At 42.5% G+C, this 17,447-nt stretch carries 13 protein-coding genes; 8 read left to right on the forward strand and 5 right to left on the reverse strand.

All coding sequences use genetic code 11. The features are described 5' to 3' along the window. Window positions 1–273: 273 nt before the first annotated feature. Window positions 274–1,788 (reverse strand): thioredoxin-like domain-containing protein, encoded by a 1,515-nt coding sequence (locus tag V7K46_RS04695; protein WP_335111470.1) that lies wholly within the window; start codon window positions 1,786–1,788, stop codon window positions 274–276. A 591-nt stretch (window positions 1,789–2,379) separates the two neighbouring features. Here V7K46_RS04695 and glsA point away from each other — a divergent pair. Then, window positions 2,380–3,294, forward strand: coding sequence for a glutaminase A (glsA, locus tag V7K46_RS04700; protein WP_335111471.1), 915 nt, complete (start codon window positions 2,380–2,382; stop codon window positions 3,292–3,294). A gap of 16 nt (window positions 3,295–3,310) precedes the next feature. On the opposite strand, the gene V7K46_RS04705 is transcribed toward glsA, so the two are convergent. Further along, a complete protein-coding gene (locus tag V7K46_RS04705; RefSeq protein WP_335111472.1) occupies window positions 3,311–5,098 on the reverse strand; it encodes a hypothetical protein in 1,788 nt (595 codons plus the stop codon). Between the two features lie 1,168 nt (window positions 5,099–6,266). Here V7K46_RS04705 and psaA point away from each other — a divergent pair. The 5 genes from psaA to V7K46_RS04730 all read left to right on the forward strand — a co-directional run bounded on the left by psaA (window position 6,267) and on the right by V7K46_RS04730 (window position 13,480). Next, window positions 6,267–8,525 (forward strand): photosystem I core protein PsaA, encoded by a 2,259-nt coding sequence (psaA, locus tag V7K46_RS04710; RefSeq protein WP_335111473.1) that lies wholly within the window; start codon window positions 6,267–6,269, stop codon window positions 8,523–8,525. A 167-nt stretch (window positions 8,526–8,692) separates the two neighbouring features. Further along, the gene (psaB, locus tag V7K46_RS04715; protein ID WP_335111474.1) at window positions 8,693–10,924 is read left to right on the forward strand and encodes a photosystem I core protein PsaB; all 2,232 of its coding nucleotides are present in this window, start codon (window positions 8,693–8,695) and stop codon (window positions 10,922–10,924) included. A gap of 137 nt (window positions 10,925–11,061) precedes the next feature. Further along, a complete protein-coding gene (locus V7K46_RS04720) occupies window positions 11,062–11,826 on the forward strand; it encodes a hypothetical protein (RefSeq protein WP_335111475.1) in 765 nt (254 codons plus the stop codon). 40 nt (window positions 11,827–11,866) lie between these two features. Continuing rightward, window positions 11,867–12,181 carry a hypothetical protein gene (locus V7K46_RS04725; RefSeq protein ID WP_335111476.1) on the forward strand — a complete coding sequence of 105 codons (315 nt, stop codon included), beginning with the start codon at window positions 11,867–11,869 and terminating at the stop codon, window positions 12,179–12,181. Between the two features lie 393 nt (window positions 12,182–12,574). Beyond that, window positions 12,575–13,480 carry a DNA-methyltransferase gene (locus V7K46_RS04730; protein ID WP_335111477.1) on the forward strand — a complete coding sequence of 302 codons (906 nt, stop codon included), beginning with the start codon at window positions 12,575–12,577 and terminating at the stop codon, window positions 13,478–13,480. 73 nt (window positions 13,481–13,553) lie between these two features. Here V7K46_RS04730 and V7K46_RS04735 read toward each other — a convergent pair whose 3' ends face one another. After that, complete coding sequence (locus V7K46_RS04735) at window positions 13,554–13,766, reverse strand: hypothetical protein (RefSeq protein ID WP_190728355.1); 213 nt, start codon at window positions 13,764–13,766, stop codon at window positions 13,554–13,556. A gap of 514 nt (window positions 13,767–14,280) precedes the next feature. Next, window positions 14,281–14,487: a helix-turn-helix domain-containing protein gene (locus V7K46_RS04740; RefSeq protein ID WP_335111478.1), complete on the reverse strand. Its 207-nt coding sequence runs from the start codon at window positions 14,485–14,487 to the stop codon at window positions 14,281–14,283. 515 nt (window positions 14,488–15,002) lie between these two features. On the opposite strand from V7K46_RS04740, the gene V7K46_RS04745 reads away from it, so the two are divergent. Both V7K46_RS04745 and V7K46_RS04750 read left to right on the forward strand, forming a co-directional pair. Further along, a complete protein-coding gene (locus V7K46_RS04745) occupies window positions 15,003–16,070 on the forward strand; it encodes an SGNH/GDSL hydrolase family protein (protein WP_335111479.1) in 1,068 nt (355 codons plus the stop codon). Between the two features lie 69 nt (window positions 16,071–16,139). Further along, window positions 16,140–16,502, forward strand: coding sequence for a DUF4864 domain-containing protein (locus V7K46_RS04750; RefSeq protein WP_335111560.1), 363 nt, complete (start codon window positions 16,140–16,142; stop codon window positions 16,500–16,502). A 25-nt stretch (window positions 16,503–16,527) separates the two neighbouring features. Here V7K46_RS04750 and larE read toward each other — a convergent pair whose 3' ends face one another. After that, on the reverse strand, window positions 16,528–17,358 hold the full coding sequence (gene larE, locus V7K46_RS04755) for an ATP-dependent sacrificial sulfur transferase LarE (RefSeq protein ID WP_335111480.1): 831 nt from the start codon (window positions 17,356–17,358) through the stop codon (window positions 16,528–16,530). Window positions 17,359–17,447: the final 89 nt, after the last annotated feature.

The following is a 17,447-nucleotide window of genomic DNA, read 5'->3' on the forward strand; positions in this document are numbered from 1 at the left end:
TTAGTGAAAATACTGGTATTCAAGCCATTAAAGATAGTTTATATAACGATCCTAAATAAATTACGAACAAAAAGATCCCCGACTTATTCAATAAATCGAGGATCTGAGCCTCTTGGTGGAAAGAAAATCAAATAGGATTGCTATAGTCCATCTGTAACCTTTGACTGGCTTGGTTGATTCTCAAAATTTAGTAGCACTATTTAATTAGTTCTCTTTTAAATCTCACGCAGAGACACACAGCTTTTCTTTACACCTTTGCGTGAGGTAATCATTCTATAAATTCGGCGGAATACAAACATCTGGCGCACATAAACCAGGAAATTGCAACGTCGTCACCTCAAGAGTATTCAAATCTACACGGCGGATGGCATGATTATTGGTATCGGCAATATATAAAAAAGAAGCGATCGCACTCAATCCCGAAGGTTCAAAAAAGCGGTTATTCTTACCCTGGCCATCTTGTAAGCCACTAGTACCATCTCCTAAAACTGTTTGGCAATTCCCACTGGGACTCACTAATTTAATTTTGTGATTGTAGGTATCTGCTACCCACAGGTAATTCTGGACGTATTCCACCCCTAGACAGTGTTGTAAACGAACATCTTCACCTTGTCCATCAACATCGCCGAAACCAAATAAACTTCCATTACCACAAACGGTTCGGACTTGGTACGGTTCTACAATTCCAATACTACGAATTGAACTAACTTCACTGTCAGCAATATATAATTCTTGCCCATCTGTGGTGATACCGCTGGGTTGAGCAAAGGCAGATTCAGCAAGTGAACCATCAATGCAAGCTTCTGCACCAGTACCAGCATAAGTTTTAATGATGCTAGTTTCTAAATCCATTTCCCAAATCTGATGGGGCCCAGCCATTGCAATAAACAGGGTATGTCCCACTTTCACTAAATCCCAAGGGGAATTCAGCGCAGTTTCTAAACCAGCACCGCCATGAGGACGGATATTGCGGCTTTGTTCACCAGTTCCGGCTATAGTTTCGACTACTTGGCGCTTCAAGTCAACTCGCCGCAGGGCATGATTTTCTGTATCAGCAACATAAAGAATCTGATTTTCTGCATCAAATGCCATTCCCTGTGGTGCAAAAAATTGCGCTTCGCTGAACGAACCATCGGTTAAGCCAGATTTTCCAGTACCAATCAAATGCAAAATTTCCCCGTCAAAGCTACTCATAATCAGGCGGTGATGTCCAGAGTCAGCAATGAATAAACCTGCTTGCGTAGCTAGAACTTTACCAGGAAAGGCTAGAGGTGTGATTAATGGTTGGCGCTGTTTTTCTAAAGTCAAGCTGATTTCTTGGAAATTAATTGTGCCTTTTTCGTGGTGTTGCTGAATTAACTTTTGAATCAATTCGTCTAATGTGTCACGGTTTCCTTCACCAGAAATCTGGCCAATCACATAACCTTCTGGATCAATAATTATTAACGTAGGCCAAGCACGCACAGTATACTCTTGCCAAATCTGAAAACCTCTGTCAACGACAACTGCATGTTCAATGTCGTAGCGCAGGATAGCTTGGCGAATATTTTCTATTTCTTTTTCGTTATCAAATTTGGCGGAGTGAACGCCGATAATGGTAAGGCTATCTTTATATTTTTGTTCTAAATATTTTAAATTTGGCAGAATATGCAGACAATTGATGCAACAATATGTCCAAAAGTCTAAAATTATGACTCTACCCTTAAGTTGTTTGAGAGACAAAGGTTTATCGGTATTGAGCCAAGAGTAATTTTGCGCTAATTCTGGCGCTCTGACACGGGGAATCATAAAGTCTACTTTGCTCTTAAAGAATGTTTATACTAATTTTCTGAAATAAGCCGATGAAAAATAATCATACATATATTACCGTGTGTTGCTACTAGGGGCTTAGACAAAACCAAATCTAAGTTTAATTGCAGGAGAGTTAAATATTTAACCAGTCAATATGAAGTCAGAAACCCGCAATCTATTATTACAAGTTACGCACAATTACAAAAAATCATTGATGAGTTGTACGAAGCTGATGACAGAGCGATAGCAAACAATGATTTTAATGATACTAGCTTGCTGGCTAGTAGAGCAGATATACTTTATGAAGAAGCCGAAAATTTGGAAATTGTGATTTCAGAACAAAAGCAAAGATAAAAACAATTGAAGAATTAAAGACTCGGATTCATGAACTCAGTAAGCAAGCTGTTGAACTCAGACAAAAAGCATCTGAAGTATATTTAACTAACCAAGAGCAAGCTAAACAGTTCAGGCAACAGGCAAGAGAAGCCAGTAAGCGCTGCCAAGTATTGATACAAGAGTTAAAACGCCAACAAGGTTAAAGCTAAAGTAATTGCTATTTAATAAATAAACTTTTAGAAAACTTAAACTTTGAAAGGACTTGAAAAACTAACTACTACGAAGTTATCAGCGTGGGTGCAACTAGCCAAAACCCAAGCTGAACGAGGACAAGTTGCCGATCGCATTCCGCAATTAGCTTTGGCTGATCCTGGTTGGTTTGCAGTTGACATCTGCTGTGAATCGGGGAAAACTATCAGCTTTGGGGATACAGCTTGTGTGTTCCCACTAATGAGCGTTATTAAGACATTTTCTCTACTTTATCTACTAGAACATTTTGGCGTAGAAACAGTTTTTGGGTGGGTTGGGGTTGAACCATCGGATACACCTTTTAATTCTTTAGAACAACTCATTGCCGATCGCGGCCGCCCCCGCAACCCGATGATTAATAGTGGGGCAATTACCCTCGCTGATAAATTACCAGGAAAGGACGCAAGCGTTCGCACTCTTTTATTTTGTCAATGGCTTAACCAATTAGCAGGTTGCCAACTCAGGTTAGATGAGGTAATGCTGGCTTCAGTGCGATCAACCCGCTCAACAGCCAATGAAGCGATCGCTAATTATCTCGCCCAAGCTGGCCATCTAGAAAATCTGGAAACAGCACTTGACACTTATGAGCAAATATGCTGTATATCTGGGCGAGTTGAAGATTTAGCCCTTTTGGGAAAACTCCTAGCTTGTGAAAATAGCTATTTGTCAGCACAAAACCGTCAGATGGTCAATGCTGTAATGTTAACTTGTGGACTGTACGAAGCTTCTGCCCAGTTTGCGGTCAGAATTGGTCTACCGATGAAATCAGGGATTGGTGGTGGACTTATAGCAATAGTACCAGGTGAGGGTGCGATCGCTTGCTATAGTCCTGGGTTGGATAATATCGGTAATCCTGTAGCAGCGATCGCATTTGTTGAAGCTTTAGCGCAAGAGTTACAGTTGAGTGTCTTTGGTTAAGCTAATCATTATTTTTTTACTTCTCTTGTGGTGTAGTTTGTGGAACTGCTGGGGTAGGTGTAGCTGGCAAACCGAGAGATGGTGTCGCATTTGGGAACTGACGCGGGTTGAAATATCTTTTTAATTCTGGTTTTTCTGAATCAGGAGCGATTTTTTGGGGTAACAGGGTTGATTCAGGTGTTGGTGTTACCTCTGGCTGTGCTTCTGGTGTTGGCGTAATTGTTTCTGGTGTAGGAGACTCGATAATCTCTGGCAGCGTGGGTGGCAAACTAGGAGATGGTGCAACTGTTTCTTGTGGAGTGGGAACTTTGCCCGCCCGACGGTTAAAAAATCCACCAAATCTAGGTTTTGTTGGCTGAGGTATAGCTTTTTCGGGTAACGGCGTTGATTCAGGAGTTGGTATTACCTGTGGCTGTGGTTCTGGTGTTGGCGTAATTGTTTCTGGTGCAGGAGACTCGATAATCTCTGGCAGCGTGAGTGGCAAACTAGGAGATGGTGCAACTGTTTCTTGTGGAGTGGGAACTTTGCCCGCCCGACGGTTAAAAAATCCGCCAAATCTCGGTTTTGTTGGCTGAGGTATAGCTTTTTCGGGTAACGGCGTTGATTCAGGAGTTGGTATTACCTCTGGCTGTGCTTCTGGTGTTGGCGTAATTATTTCTGGTGGTGTCGGGGACAAGCTGGGAGATGGTGCAGCCGTTGGAACTTCTAATTTTGGTTGTTCTGGCTGTATTTTGGATTTTTTTGGAATTTGAGTTTCAGGAATAGGCTGTTTTTCTACCTTCGGTTGTATTTGGGGTGTTTTTTCAACAGAAGGCGTGGGTGTAGGTTTAGGTACAAGTTTATAATTCAGGTCTACAACGGGGCGCACCTCATCTGCTGTGAGTTCCCCTCTGACAATTCTCGACAGAGTATCTTTACCTTTTGGCTGGTAATCAATCAATCTAACTGTGGTATTAAAGGCATTTTTGACAGGATTTCCCTGGTTATCGAGAAATTCCAGTTTTACCCAGTTTTTTCCTGGACGGAAGCCTTTAAGATAAACTGCTTGCCAGCGATCGAAAATAAAGCTTTCACCATTAATTGTGGAGCGGATGCGCCAATCACTGAATTCATCGTTGGCGTTTTCCTTGCCGACGAGGTGCAGAGGAGCGTTAGTTAAGTAAAAGTCCAGTAAGATTGGTTCTGCTCCGTAGCTGCTTTGAGGACGGCTGTAAGTTAGCAGGGGTAATTTGGGATCTGGGTTGTTGTCGTCGGTTTTGGTGAAGACGTGAAATCTTGTCTGAGCATAAGCGCCTTCATTCTTAAAGCTTTCATGCCAAGGACGGGAGGCAAAGACGCGCAGGGTATGAGTCCCTGGAGATAAGTCTGGCAAAAGCAAGGGCTGATTCAGGTCGTAAATAGCTATATAAGGTTGGTTATCCAGAATTACGTGTAGATGGGGACCCAGTTGTAATTCTGGGTCTTTAAATATTGGTAGATCCTTAACCTGAAAACTGGCTGTGATTTTATTGTCTTGAAAAACTTCATCAGGTTTTGGAGTAACAATTGTCACTTGTGGCTGATAAACTTCCAAAATTGTCCGCAGTTCTTGGATAACAGCTGGTGGGGAAACTTCCGAAAATTGCTTTGAAATTTGAGAAATCTGTGCAGGGTTTTCTCTATAGCCAGTCGATACTTCCTGGCTTGCGACTTTCTCCCCACAACTGGTCAAGCTTAATACCAGCACCAATGTCATTACCCACCTCAAAATTGGGAACCTCTTAGGGAGGAGCTTCTCTAACACCCTTTTCTGCCACGAGTTCATGCGTTGCACCCAGTGATAGTCTTCGACAATTGACCATATCAATTTTAGATTTTAGATTTTAGATTTTAGATTTTAGATTTTAGATTTTAGATTTTAGATTTTAGATTATTTTGGTTCATGCCCTGTCCTAGCGTGGGCGGAACAAATCCACTCATTCGCTCGATAGCGTAGCTTTAGCGTTAGCGTTCGTGCAGCGTCTCGTAGAGAAGCGGTAGCGATAGCGCAGCATTAGCGACGTAGGAGCGTCGGAACGAGCATCTGTAGGAGTGTATGACTAGCCATTGGTGTCAACTTAAGCTACAACCCCTTTAAAATCTCGTTAAGAGCCTCTGGCTGGAAATGCTCTTTCATTGCAGTGCCACTAGTCTTCGGAGCCTCTTACTAGGCATTCCCAGTCAGTGACAGGGAAAGAGACAATCTCTAAAAGCAAGTTCATGATAAGCTTTCACGTTAAGTTGACACCAATGATGACTAGCTAACGCCTATCAAGATTGGAAATCCAAAATCCTCAGAGCCAAGTACCCGTAATTCGTCCCGCTACGTTGGCGGAGCATCTCCTAGAGAAGATACTGGTCGGGGTCAGCACTGAGCGTTCGTGCAGCGTCTCGTAGAGAAGCCGAAGTGTCAATCCAAAATCCAAAATCCAAAATCCAAAATTGATTGACAGATTATTTTGGCTCAAACTGTCCATAGGGAACTATAGCCCAAAAGGTGAAATCTGCCTCACCTCCCATAAGTTTTCCTGTATATTTCAGGAAATTTTAAAACAAGTCATATTCATTACAGCTTTTTACTTGTAACAATTAAAACATGATACAAATATTCACGAGTAACAGCAGCAAAAGCTGGAACATCCTCTATATACAGCCAAACCATAAATTTTACGAATTGTTATTCTTTGTAAATTAAATAGATAATCTATTGACTTTTGTACAAATAGTTTGCAGTGAAAAACCAGAACAGGCAGGAATTCCAGCAATATTTCCACAAGTTTGAATTATTGTTAAAATATCTCTAACAAAGTACAAGTGAAGACTCTATAATTCAACGAGAAACAACTTTCCACATCGGGTCTTCATCGCGGCTTCAGTAAAATTCTGGAGTATGTGGTAATGGTTCATTTTGTGGTATCCATAAATCCTCATTCCTTATCAAGAGAGGAGGTCGAATGACAATAAGTCCTCCGGAGCGAGAGGAAAAAAAGGCAAGAGTAATCGTCGATAACGATCCGGTTCCTACCTCATTCGAGAGATGGGCACAACCTGGACACTTCGACAGATCCTTAGCCAGAGGTCCCAAAACCACCACATGGATTTGGAACCTGCACGCACTCGCCCATGATTTTGATACACATACAAGCGATTTAGAAGACATATCCCGCAAGATATTCTCAGCCCACTTCGGCCACTTAGCCGTAGTGATGGTTTGGTTGAGCGGGATGATTTTCCACGGCGCGAAGTTTTCTAACTACGAAGCTTGGTTAACCGACCCGTTAAACGTTAAGCCTAGTGCCCAGGTCGTTTGGCCCATTGTGGGACAAGACATATTGAACGGTGATGTTGGCGGTGGTTTCCACGGGATTCAAATCACCTCCGGTTTGTTCCAAGTATGGCGTGGTTGGGGGATTACAAACTCCTTCCAGCTTTACGTAACTGCGATCGGTGGCTTGGTATTAGCAGGCTTATTCCTATTTGCAGGCTGGTTCCATTACCACAAACGCGCTCCTAAACTGGAATGGTTCCAGAATGTGGAGTCGATGCTGAATCACCACTTGCAAGTATTGCTAGGTTGTGGTTCCTTGGGATGGGCAGGTCACATAATCCACGTGTCCGCACCGACCAACAAGCTTTTGGATGCAGGCGTTGCTCTCAAAGACATCCCCTTGCCCCACGAGTTCATCTTGAACAAAGACTTGTTGACCGAGTTGTATCCCAGCTTTGCTGCTGGTTTAGCACCTTTCTTCACCTTGAACTGGGGTCAGTATGCTGACTTCCTTACCTTCAAGGGCGGTCTGAACCCAGTAACTGGCGGCTTGTGGATGACTGACATAGCGCATCACCACTTAGCGATCGCAGTTGTCTTTATTGTTGCTGGTCATCAATACCGTACCAACTGGGGTATTGGTCACAGCATTAAAGAGATCCTAGAAAACCACAAAGGTCCTTTCACCGGTGAAGGTCACAAAGGTCTTTACGAAAACCTGACCACATCCTGGCACGCTCAGTTGGCTACTAACCTGGCCTTCTTGGGTTCGTTGACCATTATCATCGCGCATCACATGTACGCGATGCCCCCCTATCCATATTTGGCAACTGACTATGCCACGCAGTTGTGCATATTCACTCACCATATTTGGATCGGTGGCTTCTTGATCGTTGGTGGAGCGGCCCACGCTGCTATCTTTATGGTGCGAGATTACGATCCAGTTGTGAACCAAAACAACTTGCTGGATCGGGTGATTCGTCACCGTGACGCGATTATTTCTCACCTGAACTGGGTATGTATTTTCCTCGGCTTCCACAGCTTTGGACTTTACATCCACAACGACACAATGCGTGCATTGGGTCGTCCCCAAGACATGTTCTCTGATACAGGAATTCAGTTGCAGCCAGTATTTGCCCAATGGATACAAAATATCCACGCCTTGGCTCCTGGTACAACTGCACCCAATGCCCTAGAACCAGTTAGCTATGTCTTTGGCGGCGGTATTTTGGCTGTTGGCGGTAAAGTGGCAGCTGCACCCATTATTTTGGGTACAGCGGACTTCCTAATTCACCACATTCACGCCTTCACCATTCACGTCACCGTCCTAATTCTGCTCAAAGGTGTGCTATACGCCCGTAGCTCTCGTCTGATTCCAGACAAGGCAAACCTGGGCTTCCGCTTCCCCTGCGACGGTCCTGGTCGTGGTGGTACCTGTCAAGTGTCTGGTTGGGATCACGTATTCCTCGGACTTTTCTGGATGTACAACTCCCTGTCAATTGTAATTTTCCACTTCAGCTGGAAGATGCAATCAGATGTGTGGGGAACCGTAGATGCAGATGGTACTGTGACTCACATCACTGGTGGTAACTTTGCCCAAAGCGCCATCACCATCAACGGTTGGTTACGGGACTTCTTGTGGGCACAAGCTACACAAGTCATCAATTCCTATGGCAGTGCGCTGTCTGCCTATGGTCTACTCTTCTTAGGCGCTCACTTTGTCTGGGCATTCAGCTTGATGTTCCTGTTCAGTGGTCGCGGCTACTGGCAAGAACTAATTGAGTCCATAGTTTGGGCGCATAATAAACTGAAGGTAGCACCAGCAATTCAGCCTCGCGCTCTGAGTATTATTCAGGGTCGGGCTGTAGGGGTAGCTCACTACCTTTTGGGAGGGATTGCCACAACTTGGGCGTTCTTCCATGCACACATCCTTTCAGTAGGGTAGCAATCAGCAAAATTTTGGGTTTTGGTGAGGCAGCGCGGTCTTGGGGGTTTCCCCCATGAGCGACTGCCGAACCCGAAGGGATTTTAGATTTAATCCAAAATCCAAAATCTAAAATCCGAAATTGAACTGATATTTGATGGCTAAAGGTCAGAGGATTTATTAAACCTATGGCGACAAAATTTCCGAAATTTAGCCAGGATCTCGCACAGGATCCGACGACTCGTCGGATATGGTATGCGATCGCTACAGGCAACGACTTTGAAACCCATGATGGCATGACGGAAGAAAATCTTTACCAAAAGATTTTCGCAACTCACTTCGGTCACTTGGCAATCATCTTCCTGTGGGCATCCAGCCTCCTGTTCCACGTAGCCTGGCAAGGTAACTTTGAACAGTGGATTAAAGATCCCCTTCACATCCGTCCCATCGCCCACGCGATTTGGGACCCCCACTTCGGTAAACCAGCGATCGAAGCTTTTACCCAAGCTGGCGCTAGCAATCCGGTAAACATTACCTACTCTGGTCTCTACCATTGGTGGTATACGATCGGAATGCGGACGAACGGCGAACTGTACAACGGTTCAGTGTTCTTGCTGTTATTCGCGGCTGTAATGTTGTTCGCTGGTTGGCTGCACTTGCAACCCAAGTACCGTCCTAGCTTGGCATGGTTTAAGAGCGCTGAACATCGCCTAAACCACCACTTAGCAGGTTTGTTTGGTGTTAGTTCTTTGGCGTGGGCTGGTCACTTAATTCACGTTGCTGTCCCCGAATCTCGCGGTCAGCACGTAGGTTGGGATAACTTCCTATCTACTCCACCCCACCCAGCAGGTTTGACACCATTCTTTACAGGTAACTGGGGTGTTTACTCTCAAAACCCTGACACTCCTGGACATATATTCGGGACATCACAAGGTGCAGGAACTGCGATTCTGAGTTTCTTGGGTGGCTTCCATCCTCAGACAGAAGCTTTGTGGCTGACTGACATAGCTCATCACCACCTAGCGATCGCGGTTATCTTCATAGTTGCCGGTCACCAGTACCGGACTAACTTCGGAATTGGTCACAGCATCAAAGAAATGCTGAACTCCAAATCTGGTTTAGTACCTGGTACCACCAGTGAAGGTCAGTTCAACCTGCCTCACCAAGGGTTGTACGACACCTATAACAATTCGCTGCACTTCCAGTTGGGTATTCACCTAGCTGCTCTGGGAACCGTCACCTCTCTGGTAGCGCAGCACATGTACGCCATGCCTTCCTACGCATTTATTGCGAAGGACTACACGACTCAGGCAGCGCTATACACGCACCATCAATACATTGCTGGTTTCCTGATCCTTGGTGCTTTTGCTCACGGAGCAATATTCTGGGTACGTGATTACGACCCAGAGCAAAATAAGGGCAACGTCCTTGAGCGCGTGTTGAAGCACAAAGAAGCGATTATTTCCCACCTTAGCTGGGTATCCCTTTTCTTGGGCTTCCACACTCTTGGTCTGTACGTACACAACGATGTAGTAGTTGCTTTTGGTACTCCTGAAAAGCAAATCTTGATTGAGCCAGTATTTGCTCAATTCGTCCAAGCTGCTAACGGTAAGGTACTGTACGGTTTAGACACCTTGCTATCTAACCCAGATAGTATTGCTTACACAGCATGGCCCAACTACGCTAACGTCTGGTTACCAGGCTGGCTAGATGCGATCAATGCTGGTACAAACTCCCTGTTCTTGACAATAGGCCCTGGCGACTTCTTGGTACACCATGCGATCGCTTTAGGTCTGCACACCACCACCTTGATCTTGGTCAAAGGTGCTTTGGATGCCCGTGGTTCTAAGCTGATGCCCGATAAAAAGGACTTCGGCTATGCCTTCCCTTGCGACGGCCCCGGTCGTGGCGGTACTTGCGACATCTCAGCTTGGGATTCCTTCTACCTGGCTACATTCTGGATGCTCAACACCCTTGGTTGGGTTACGTTCTACTGGCATTGGAAACATTTAGGTATTTGGCAAGGCAATGTGGCTCAGTTCAATGAGAACTCTACATACCTCATGGGCTGGTTCCGCGATTACCTCTGGGCTAACTCTGCTCAGTTGATTAACGGTTATAACCCTTACGGCGTGAATAACCTGTCTGTCTGGGCTTGGATGTTCCTGTTTGGACACCTAGTTTGGGCTACTGGCTTCATGTTCTTAATCTCCTGGAGAGGTTACTGGCAAGAGTTGATTGAAACCCTTGTTTGGGCACACGAACGCACTCCTCTGGCTAACCTAGTTCGCTGGAAAGACAAGCCCGTGGCTCTGTCAATTGTTCAAGCTCGTGTAGTTGGTCTAGCTCACTTCACTGTTGGCTACATCGTGACTTACGCGGCATTCTTAATTGCTTCTACTGCTGGTAAGTTCGGTTAATTCGGCTGCTAGTTTTGTAGATAAGTAATAAAAATCCCCTGCCGCAAGGTGGGGGATTTTTTGTGAAATTAATTTTGTAGCTGGATGAGGTTAGGGATATAGTATGTATTAATTTGTATGTTTTGAAATATTTTTTGATGCAAGATTCGGAATTGTTAGAAAAATTACATCGAACTTGGGTTCAAGCTTTAATTAATGATTACTGGAACGACTATGCAGCAATTATTGTTGATGCTGAATTAGAATTTGATGTTGAATGGTATAAATATGATAGTTATAATTCAGGTCTTATAGTATATTTGCCACTTAATCTCAGGTTAATAGTCTCAAATAGTGACGAAATTCAACAAACTTTGAGACATTATTTTGTATCCATTGCTACTGGTCATATTTGGAATGATATGGCTAAATTTCCCATATACTACAAAGTTAAGTTACTAGAGGTAGAAGAGAATTGGCAGAAGACTATTAAATTTCTAATAGCCAAATCAAAAGAGTTGAATCAAGGACTTGTTACAGAGAAAGCTTTTGCTCGAAAAGGTATAGAGCCGATCATTTACAATGAGATGAAATTTGCGTCACAGTCTGAAATTAGAATTGCACAAGAGTTAGAAATGAAAAGTGTTTTATTCTTTCCACTACCTCTAGCTGTCAGACATGAAACAGGTAATATTTATGAAGATCACCGAGAAGTAGATTTTTTAGTGTGTTTAGACGGAACATTTGGGATATTAGAGATTTCTTTTCACCCAGACAGGTATGAGAAGGATAAAGAAAAGGATGCTTGGTTTAAAAAGTCAGGAATTCTCTGCGTTGAACACTACCCTGCGGAGAAATGCTACAACCAACCAAGGGCAGTAGTAGAAGAATTTTTGAGCTTTCTGTCTAAATACAAAAGGTAGACTGTGATCGCCTAAAATTAACTTAGTGATCAGCAGCAACATGGAAGAACTGCAAAACTCAGAAATAGAAGCTACCTTTACAGCGCTTGTTAAGCAATGGCGTGAAGAAACTTTTGGGATATCATCTACTAACCAAATGCCGATACACCCTGCATACCAGCAAATTATTGGTATGGGAAAACCTGTAATCCCACTTTTACTTAGGGAACTGGAAAATAAATCTGGACACTGGTTTTGGGCATTAAAATCCATCAGCAGAGAAGATCCTGTACATCCAGAATATAGAGGAAAGGTAAAGGAGATGACTAAAGCTTGGCTAGAGTGGGGTAATAAAGAGGCTACAGGTGGTAGGTAATAACGCTTGGGTTAAGTTTCACTATAAAATATAGAGCATAATAATTTACAAGGGCTAACTGGAAGTCCTAGTTATGGTGAGGTTGCCTATATTATGAAAAAATCAATTCCAGTCTAGAAAAGATTTAGCACAATCTAATTATCAGGCTAATCTAAAGAGCGATCGCCTAACCATGACAAACTGGCAAGAACGCATTACTCAAAACCCAAATATATGTTATGTATCGGAGACGCTACGCGATCGCAAAGCGTGCCGAAAGTTAATATAGTCCTCTGCGTAACTTTGCGCTTTGCTCTGTGTCCCCCTGCGTTAAAAAAATAACTTTTAAAATTAAATAGTTGGATAATACCAAAACAAGTTATAACTATAAAAAACGAAATAATCTTATCACTCTTGCAAGAGAAACCAATAACGCCAGCAAAAGAAATAATTTTTAATCCCTTTTATACCCAGCAGAACGGAGCAGCATATTTAGGTGATAGCCTTAAACTTATTAAATTTATTGATGATAATAGTATTAATTTAATTATCACATCATCCCCATTTGCGCTGACACGAAAAAAAGAATCCGGTAACGAAACTGCTGAAAAATATATTGAGTGGTTTCTACCTTTTGCCTATGAATTTAAAAGAGTACTGACAGAGAATGGCTCATTCGTACTAGATTTAGGCGGTGCTTACCTTCCTGGTAATCCTGTGCGGAGTATCTACCAATACGAAGTTTTAGTTAGATTATGCAAAGAAGTAGGTTTCTTTCTTGCTCAAGAATTTTACCACTATAATCCGGCTCGACTGCTAACCCCTGCTGAGTGGGTGACAATTAGGCGGATTCGTGTGAAAGATTCTGTAAATACAGTTTGGTGGTTGTTTAAAACACCTAATCCTAAAGCAGATAACAGAAAAGTTTTAAAGCCCTATAGCCAAAGTATGAAACAATTACTCAAAAATGGCTATAAGGCCAAAATACGTCCTAGTGGACATAATATTTCTGATAAATTTCAAAAGGATAACCAAGGTGCAATTCCGCCAAATTTGCTAGAAATTGCTAATACTGAATCTAATAGCGCTTATTTACAACGCTGCAAAGCAGCAGAAATTAGACCCCATCCAGCACGTTTTCCTCAAGGGTTCGCCGAGTTCTTCATCAAATTCTTAACTAATGAAGGTGATATGGTATTAGATCCATTTGCAGGTTTTAACACAACCGGGTTTGTTGCTGAAACTCTGCAACGCCGATGGATATCTTTTGAAATTAATGAAGATTATGTAACGGGAAGTCGTTATCGATTTAGCCAATAAACAAATTAAGTAAAGAGTCAGGACTGAGGAGTTAAAATATATAATTTATAACTCTGAACTCATAACTACTCACTCAAATTTCTCCATTCACCTGCATTTGATGAACTTGATCCGCAAGCTCTTGACGACCTTGATCATCTAGTTTGTCAATTGCTAACATCCCCATGAGAATAACTTCTTTCAGGGTCAAACGTGTTGAATGTGCCTGTTTTTGCACAATCTCTTTAATAATGGGACTGACACCAATCGCTGTACTAGCTCTAGCCACGGAAGAAAAGGAAAACACTAATGATTCAGCCTAAATCTTAGCACTTCCAATGAAGTTATTTTATATAGTTAAAACTTAATTTAAATGTGTTTAAACTCATACTTCAATGAGTAAACATAAATTTTTAATTATGTATATATATAACTACAACAGGAATACAGGTAATTTTTCTACTACTGGACAATCTGCATCAAATCCTTAATCATCGCATCAAAGGTAAGAGGCAACTTTTAGATGAAAATAAATTTAACTTTTTTAATCTCAGCGTAACGTGTATAGTGTTTAACAACGCTGTAGATTACTCCAGAATTCTCCCAAACCAATTTGAGAGTCTAACCTTTTTTGAGCAAGTTCTCGAACTCTCAGTAGGACTAACCTTTTACTTGCTCATTAAGGGCACATCATCGTATGATAAGCTAATCGTCATTCATTTTTCCAGACTGATTCGCTTGTAGTAAGCGGCTATAACCCTGGTTTTATGCAACTTAAATGCTCATTAGCTTATTAACATCCTCAACAGTTAAACTTTTGCCTATTCCTCTATAATTTCCACTAAGTCTTCAATCGTCACATCAAAGGTGTGAGCTAATCTGTGGATAGCAGTAAAGTCAACTGTTGTCATTCCTAAACGACGGGTATAACTTCTAACTGTGCTGTAAATTACCCCAGAACGGTCAGAAACTTGTTTTAGTCTCCATGCTTTCTCTTCTGCTAATTCTGGAATCTTTAATAATTTCATATTTGATAACTGATGCATTTGCACCGCTCAATTTCATATGAGATATTAAAAAGCGTAGATGATAAGCGCTTTGTCGTCAGACATCGCCTAGCAGTTTAGCAAACTATCATGCGATCGCCACAATTTCCTGAGATATGGAAACCTGAAATCAAATGGTTATTTCCTATAATAGCAACATCAAAAGCAAAAAACTCTGTCCTGAGATAATCAAAAATTATCCACTAATGACGGAGTTTACATCCAATTGCAATATTTGTGACCACTAGTTATTAAAAAATGGTCAACTTATAAAAATAGTGCTTTTAGGAGAAGTATCCTCACAAATAAGACTTGTATACCACCGAAAAAACCGTAGTTTAAAGAGATCGTGAATTGTCTAATATAATCTCGTTAATAGGCTTTACAGAACTATACAGTGTAAATAAGAATAATACTTAACCGAAGTAAAATTTTCCTGAATACAGGCAACTAATGCTGTCATAGGGAAAAGCAGTGAGTAGAGGAGAGACAAAGCGATGAGGGACCCTTATCTGTTGGCAATAGGCTTGTTAACAGGATTAGCAATACCAGCATCGGCTCTTCCACATTTGTCGATTGTCCTGCCAGAAAATTCTGGATTCCTGTGGGATTTAAAACAAGGCTCGCAGACAATAGTAAGTAGACAAATCATCCCCAGTGTTGATCTCCCCTTACCAGAACTCAGTGGCCAAACGTTCCAACCCCTAAAAAGTTCGCAGCCAACAACAGGTGAGAAAAATATCAAAAGCTTTGATCTCTCCCTACCAGAACTGATTAGTCAGGGATTACCAGTCCCAACAGAATCATTAGTCAACCCCAGCGCCCAAGCAACTGGTATCTCACTGACATCTGGTAATCAACTTTACTACCAAAGATTGGCGGCTTTGAAAACAGGTCAGATTTATACACGCGTAGATAGTGATAATTTGCAATCATTGTGGGAGTCGATCAAGAAGCGTCAACTAACTTATGATGACTGGAAAAGTTTACTAGCTTTAGAAGCTAGAGCGATCGCTCAAGGTCAAGGTGCAAATCATCTAAGTATTTTAGTGGGTGATTCTTTGAGCATGTGGTTTCCTAGAGAAAAACTACCTGCTGGGAAATTGTGGCTGAATCAAGGCATATCTGGAGATACTTCCAGTGGAGTTTTAAAAAGATTGGGGGCATTTTCGGCAACGCGGCCGGATGTGATTTACGTCATGGCTGGGATTAACGACTTACGAAAAGGCGCTAGTGATGACACAATTTTGCGTAATTATCGCCGGATTATCCGTCGTTTACGGCAGACTCACCCAAAAGCTCAAATCATTGTCCAATCAATTTTGCCAACTCGCCTAGCAAAACTTTCCAATAGCCGCATTCGTCACATTAATATACAACTAACCCAGATTGCCAAACAAGAAGGCGCTAATTATCTAAATATTTATAGCTGGTTTACAGATATGGAAGGCAATATGCGCCCAGAGTTGACCACAGATGGGTTGCATCTGTCTCAAGAGGGTTATGATGTGTGGCGCTCGGCACTACAGCAGATAGAATACAAGCTCACTCAGCGCGAAAATTGAGCGATCGCTACGCCGACGCTTGGAGCAATGTCTACGACGGGCTGCGCCTACGCAATTATTAGATTTTTTATGGAAGTTACCGACAACGATGCCATCACCATCCGTTCTCTAATTGAACACCAATTGGCAGCCTTTAAAAAGGATGATGCCCAAGGCGCTTTTGCCTTCGCCAGTCCGGCAATTCAGGCGCAATTTGGAACCTCAGAAAATTTTATGCAGATGGTGAAGATAAGCTACCCAGCAGTATACCGTCCTCGTTCTGTCTTTTTTGAGAAGATAACAACCATCCAGGGAAACATAACTCAACCAGTGCTACTACTTGCTCCTGATGGAGTTCCCTTGAGGGCTTTATATTTAATGGAAAAACAGCCAGATAATACCTGGAGGATTAACGGTTGCTTTCTAGTTTCTCTAGAAGGTAAAGAAGTATAAATTTTATCTGTATACAACTAAAATCTTATAATTTAACGCTCAAGGCTTCCCGATTCAAAACCTGATTCAACTTACCACTGCGATAACCTTCTAAATCCAGGGTTACGTAGATAAATCCAAAATCTTGAAATGCCGAAACTACTTTCTGTAAATCGTTAGTCAACACAAACTCTTTAATTTGTTCTGCTGGTAATTCAATCCGTGCTGTATCCCCTTGTGATCGCACGCGCAAATTCTGCCAACCTAGCTTTCGCAGGAAAATTTCTGCTCTACCAACTCGTTGTAACTTAGCTACAGTAATCTCTTCACCATAAGGAAAGCGAGAACTGAGGCACGGTTGAGCGGGTTTATCCCACCAAGGTAAACCGAGTTGTTGCGAAAGTTGCCGAACTTCAACTTTGGTAACACCCACTTCCGCTAAAGGCGATCGCGCCCCTCTTTCTTTCGCCGCCTGAATTCCTGGGCGATAATCATGCAAATCATCGGCATTTACCCCATCCACCACATAGGGATAACCTAACTCTAAAGCTAAAGGTTTGAGAGTGTCGTGCAACTCACTTTTGCAAAAATAACAGCGGTTGACCGGGTTAGAAGTGTAATTGGGATTTTCCATCTCGTAAGTCTGGACAATTTTATGAGGAATCCCAATAGTTGCGGCTTGAATTTTGGCATCTTCCAACTCTTCTGGCAATAGCGAAGGAGAAACAGCCGTGACAGCCAAAGCGCGATCGCCCAGCGCATCATAAGCAATTTTGGCAACCAAAGTGCTATCAACACCCCCTGAGTAAGCAATCAACGCCTGCTCCATTTCTATAAATAAGGCTCTTAATTGCTCAAATTTTTCTGTCAGTATCATTTCCCAATCCTGCCCAAACCCTATAGCACCCAACAAATTCCATTCTAGGCACAAATTCCGAGGGTGTGGAATTTTGCACAGCAGTTAAA

The sequence above is a fragment of the Nostoc sp. genome, from assembly GCF_036917395.1.
Taxonomy (GTDB): Bacteria; Cyanobacteriota; Cyanobacteriia; order Cyanobacteriales; family Nostocaceae; genus Nostoc.

What these genes read in the sequence shown, in the direction of transcription:
- V7K46_RS04695 (WP_335111470.1), bottom strand. Translation starts at nt 1,788, where the DNA reads ATGATTCCCCGTGTCAGAGCGCCAGAATTAGCGCAAAATTACTCTTGG.
- V7K46_RS04705 (WP_335111472.1), bottom strand. Translation starts at nt 5,098, where the DNA reads ATGAACTCGTGGCAGAAAAGGGTGTTAGAGAAGCTCCTCCCTAAGAGG.
- psaA (WP_335111473.1), top strand. Translation starts at nt 6,267, where the DNA reads ATGACAATAAGTCCTCCGGAGCGAGAGGAAAAAAAGGCAAGAGTAATC.
- psaB (WP_335111474.1), top strand. Translation starts at nt 8,693, where the DNA reads ATGGCGACAAAATTTCCGAAATTTAGCCAGGATCTCGCACAGGATCCG.
- V7K46_RS04720 (WP_335111475.1), top strand. Translation starts at nt 11,062, where the DNA reads ATGCAAGATTCGGAATTGTTAGAAAAATTACATCGAACTTGGGTTCAA.
- V7K46_RS04725 (WP_335111476.1), top strand. Translation starts at nt 11,867, where the DNA reads ATGGAAGAACTGCAAAACTCAGAAATAGAAGCTACCTTTACAGCGCTT.
- V7K46_RS04740 (WP_335111478.1), bottom strand. Translation starts at nt 14,487, where the DNA reads ATGAAATTATTAAAGATTCCAGAATTAGCAGAAGAGAAAGCATGGAGA.
- V7K46_RS04745 (WP_335111479.1), top strand. Translation starts at nt 15,003, where the DNA reads ATGAGGGACCCTTATCTGTTGGCAATAGGCTTGTTAACAGGATTAGCA.
- V7K46_RS04750 (WP_335111560.1), top strand. Translation starts at nt 16,140, where the DNA reads ATGGAAGTTACCGACAACGATGCCATCACCATCCGTTCTCTAATTGAA.
- larE (WP_335111480.1), bottom strand. Translation starts at nt 17,358, where the DNA reads ATGATACTGACAGAAAAATTTGAGCAATTAAGAGCCTTATTTATAGAA.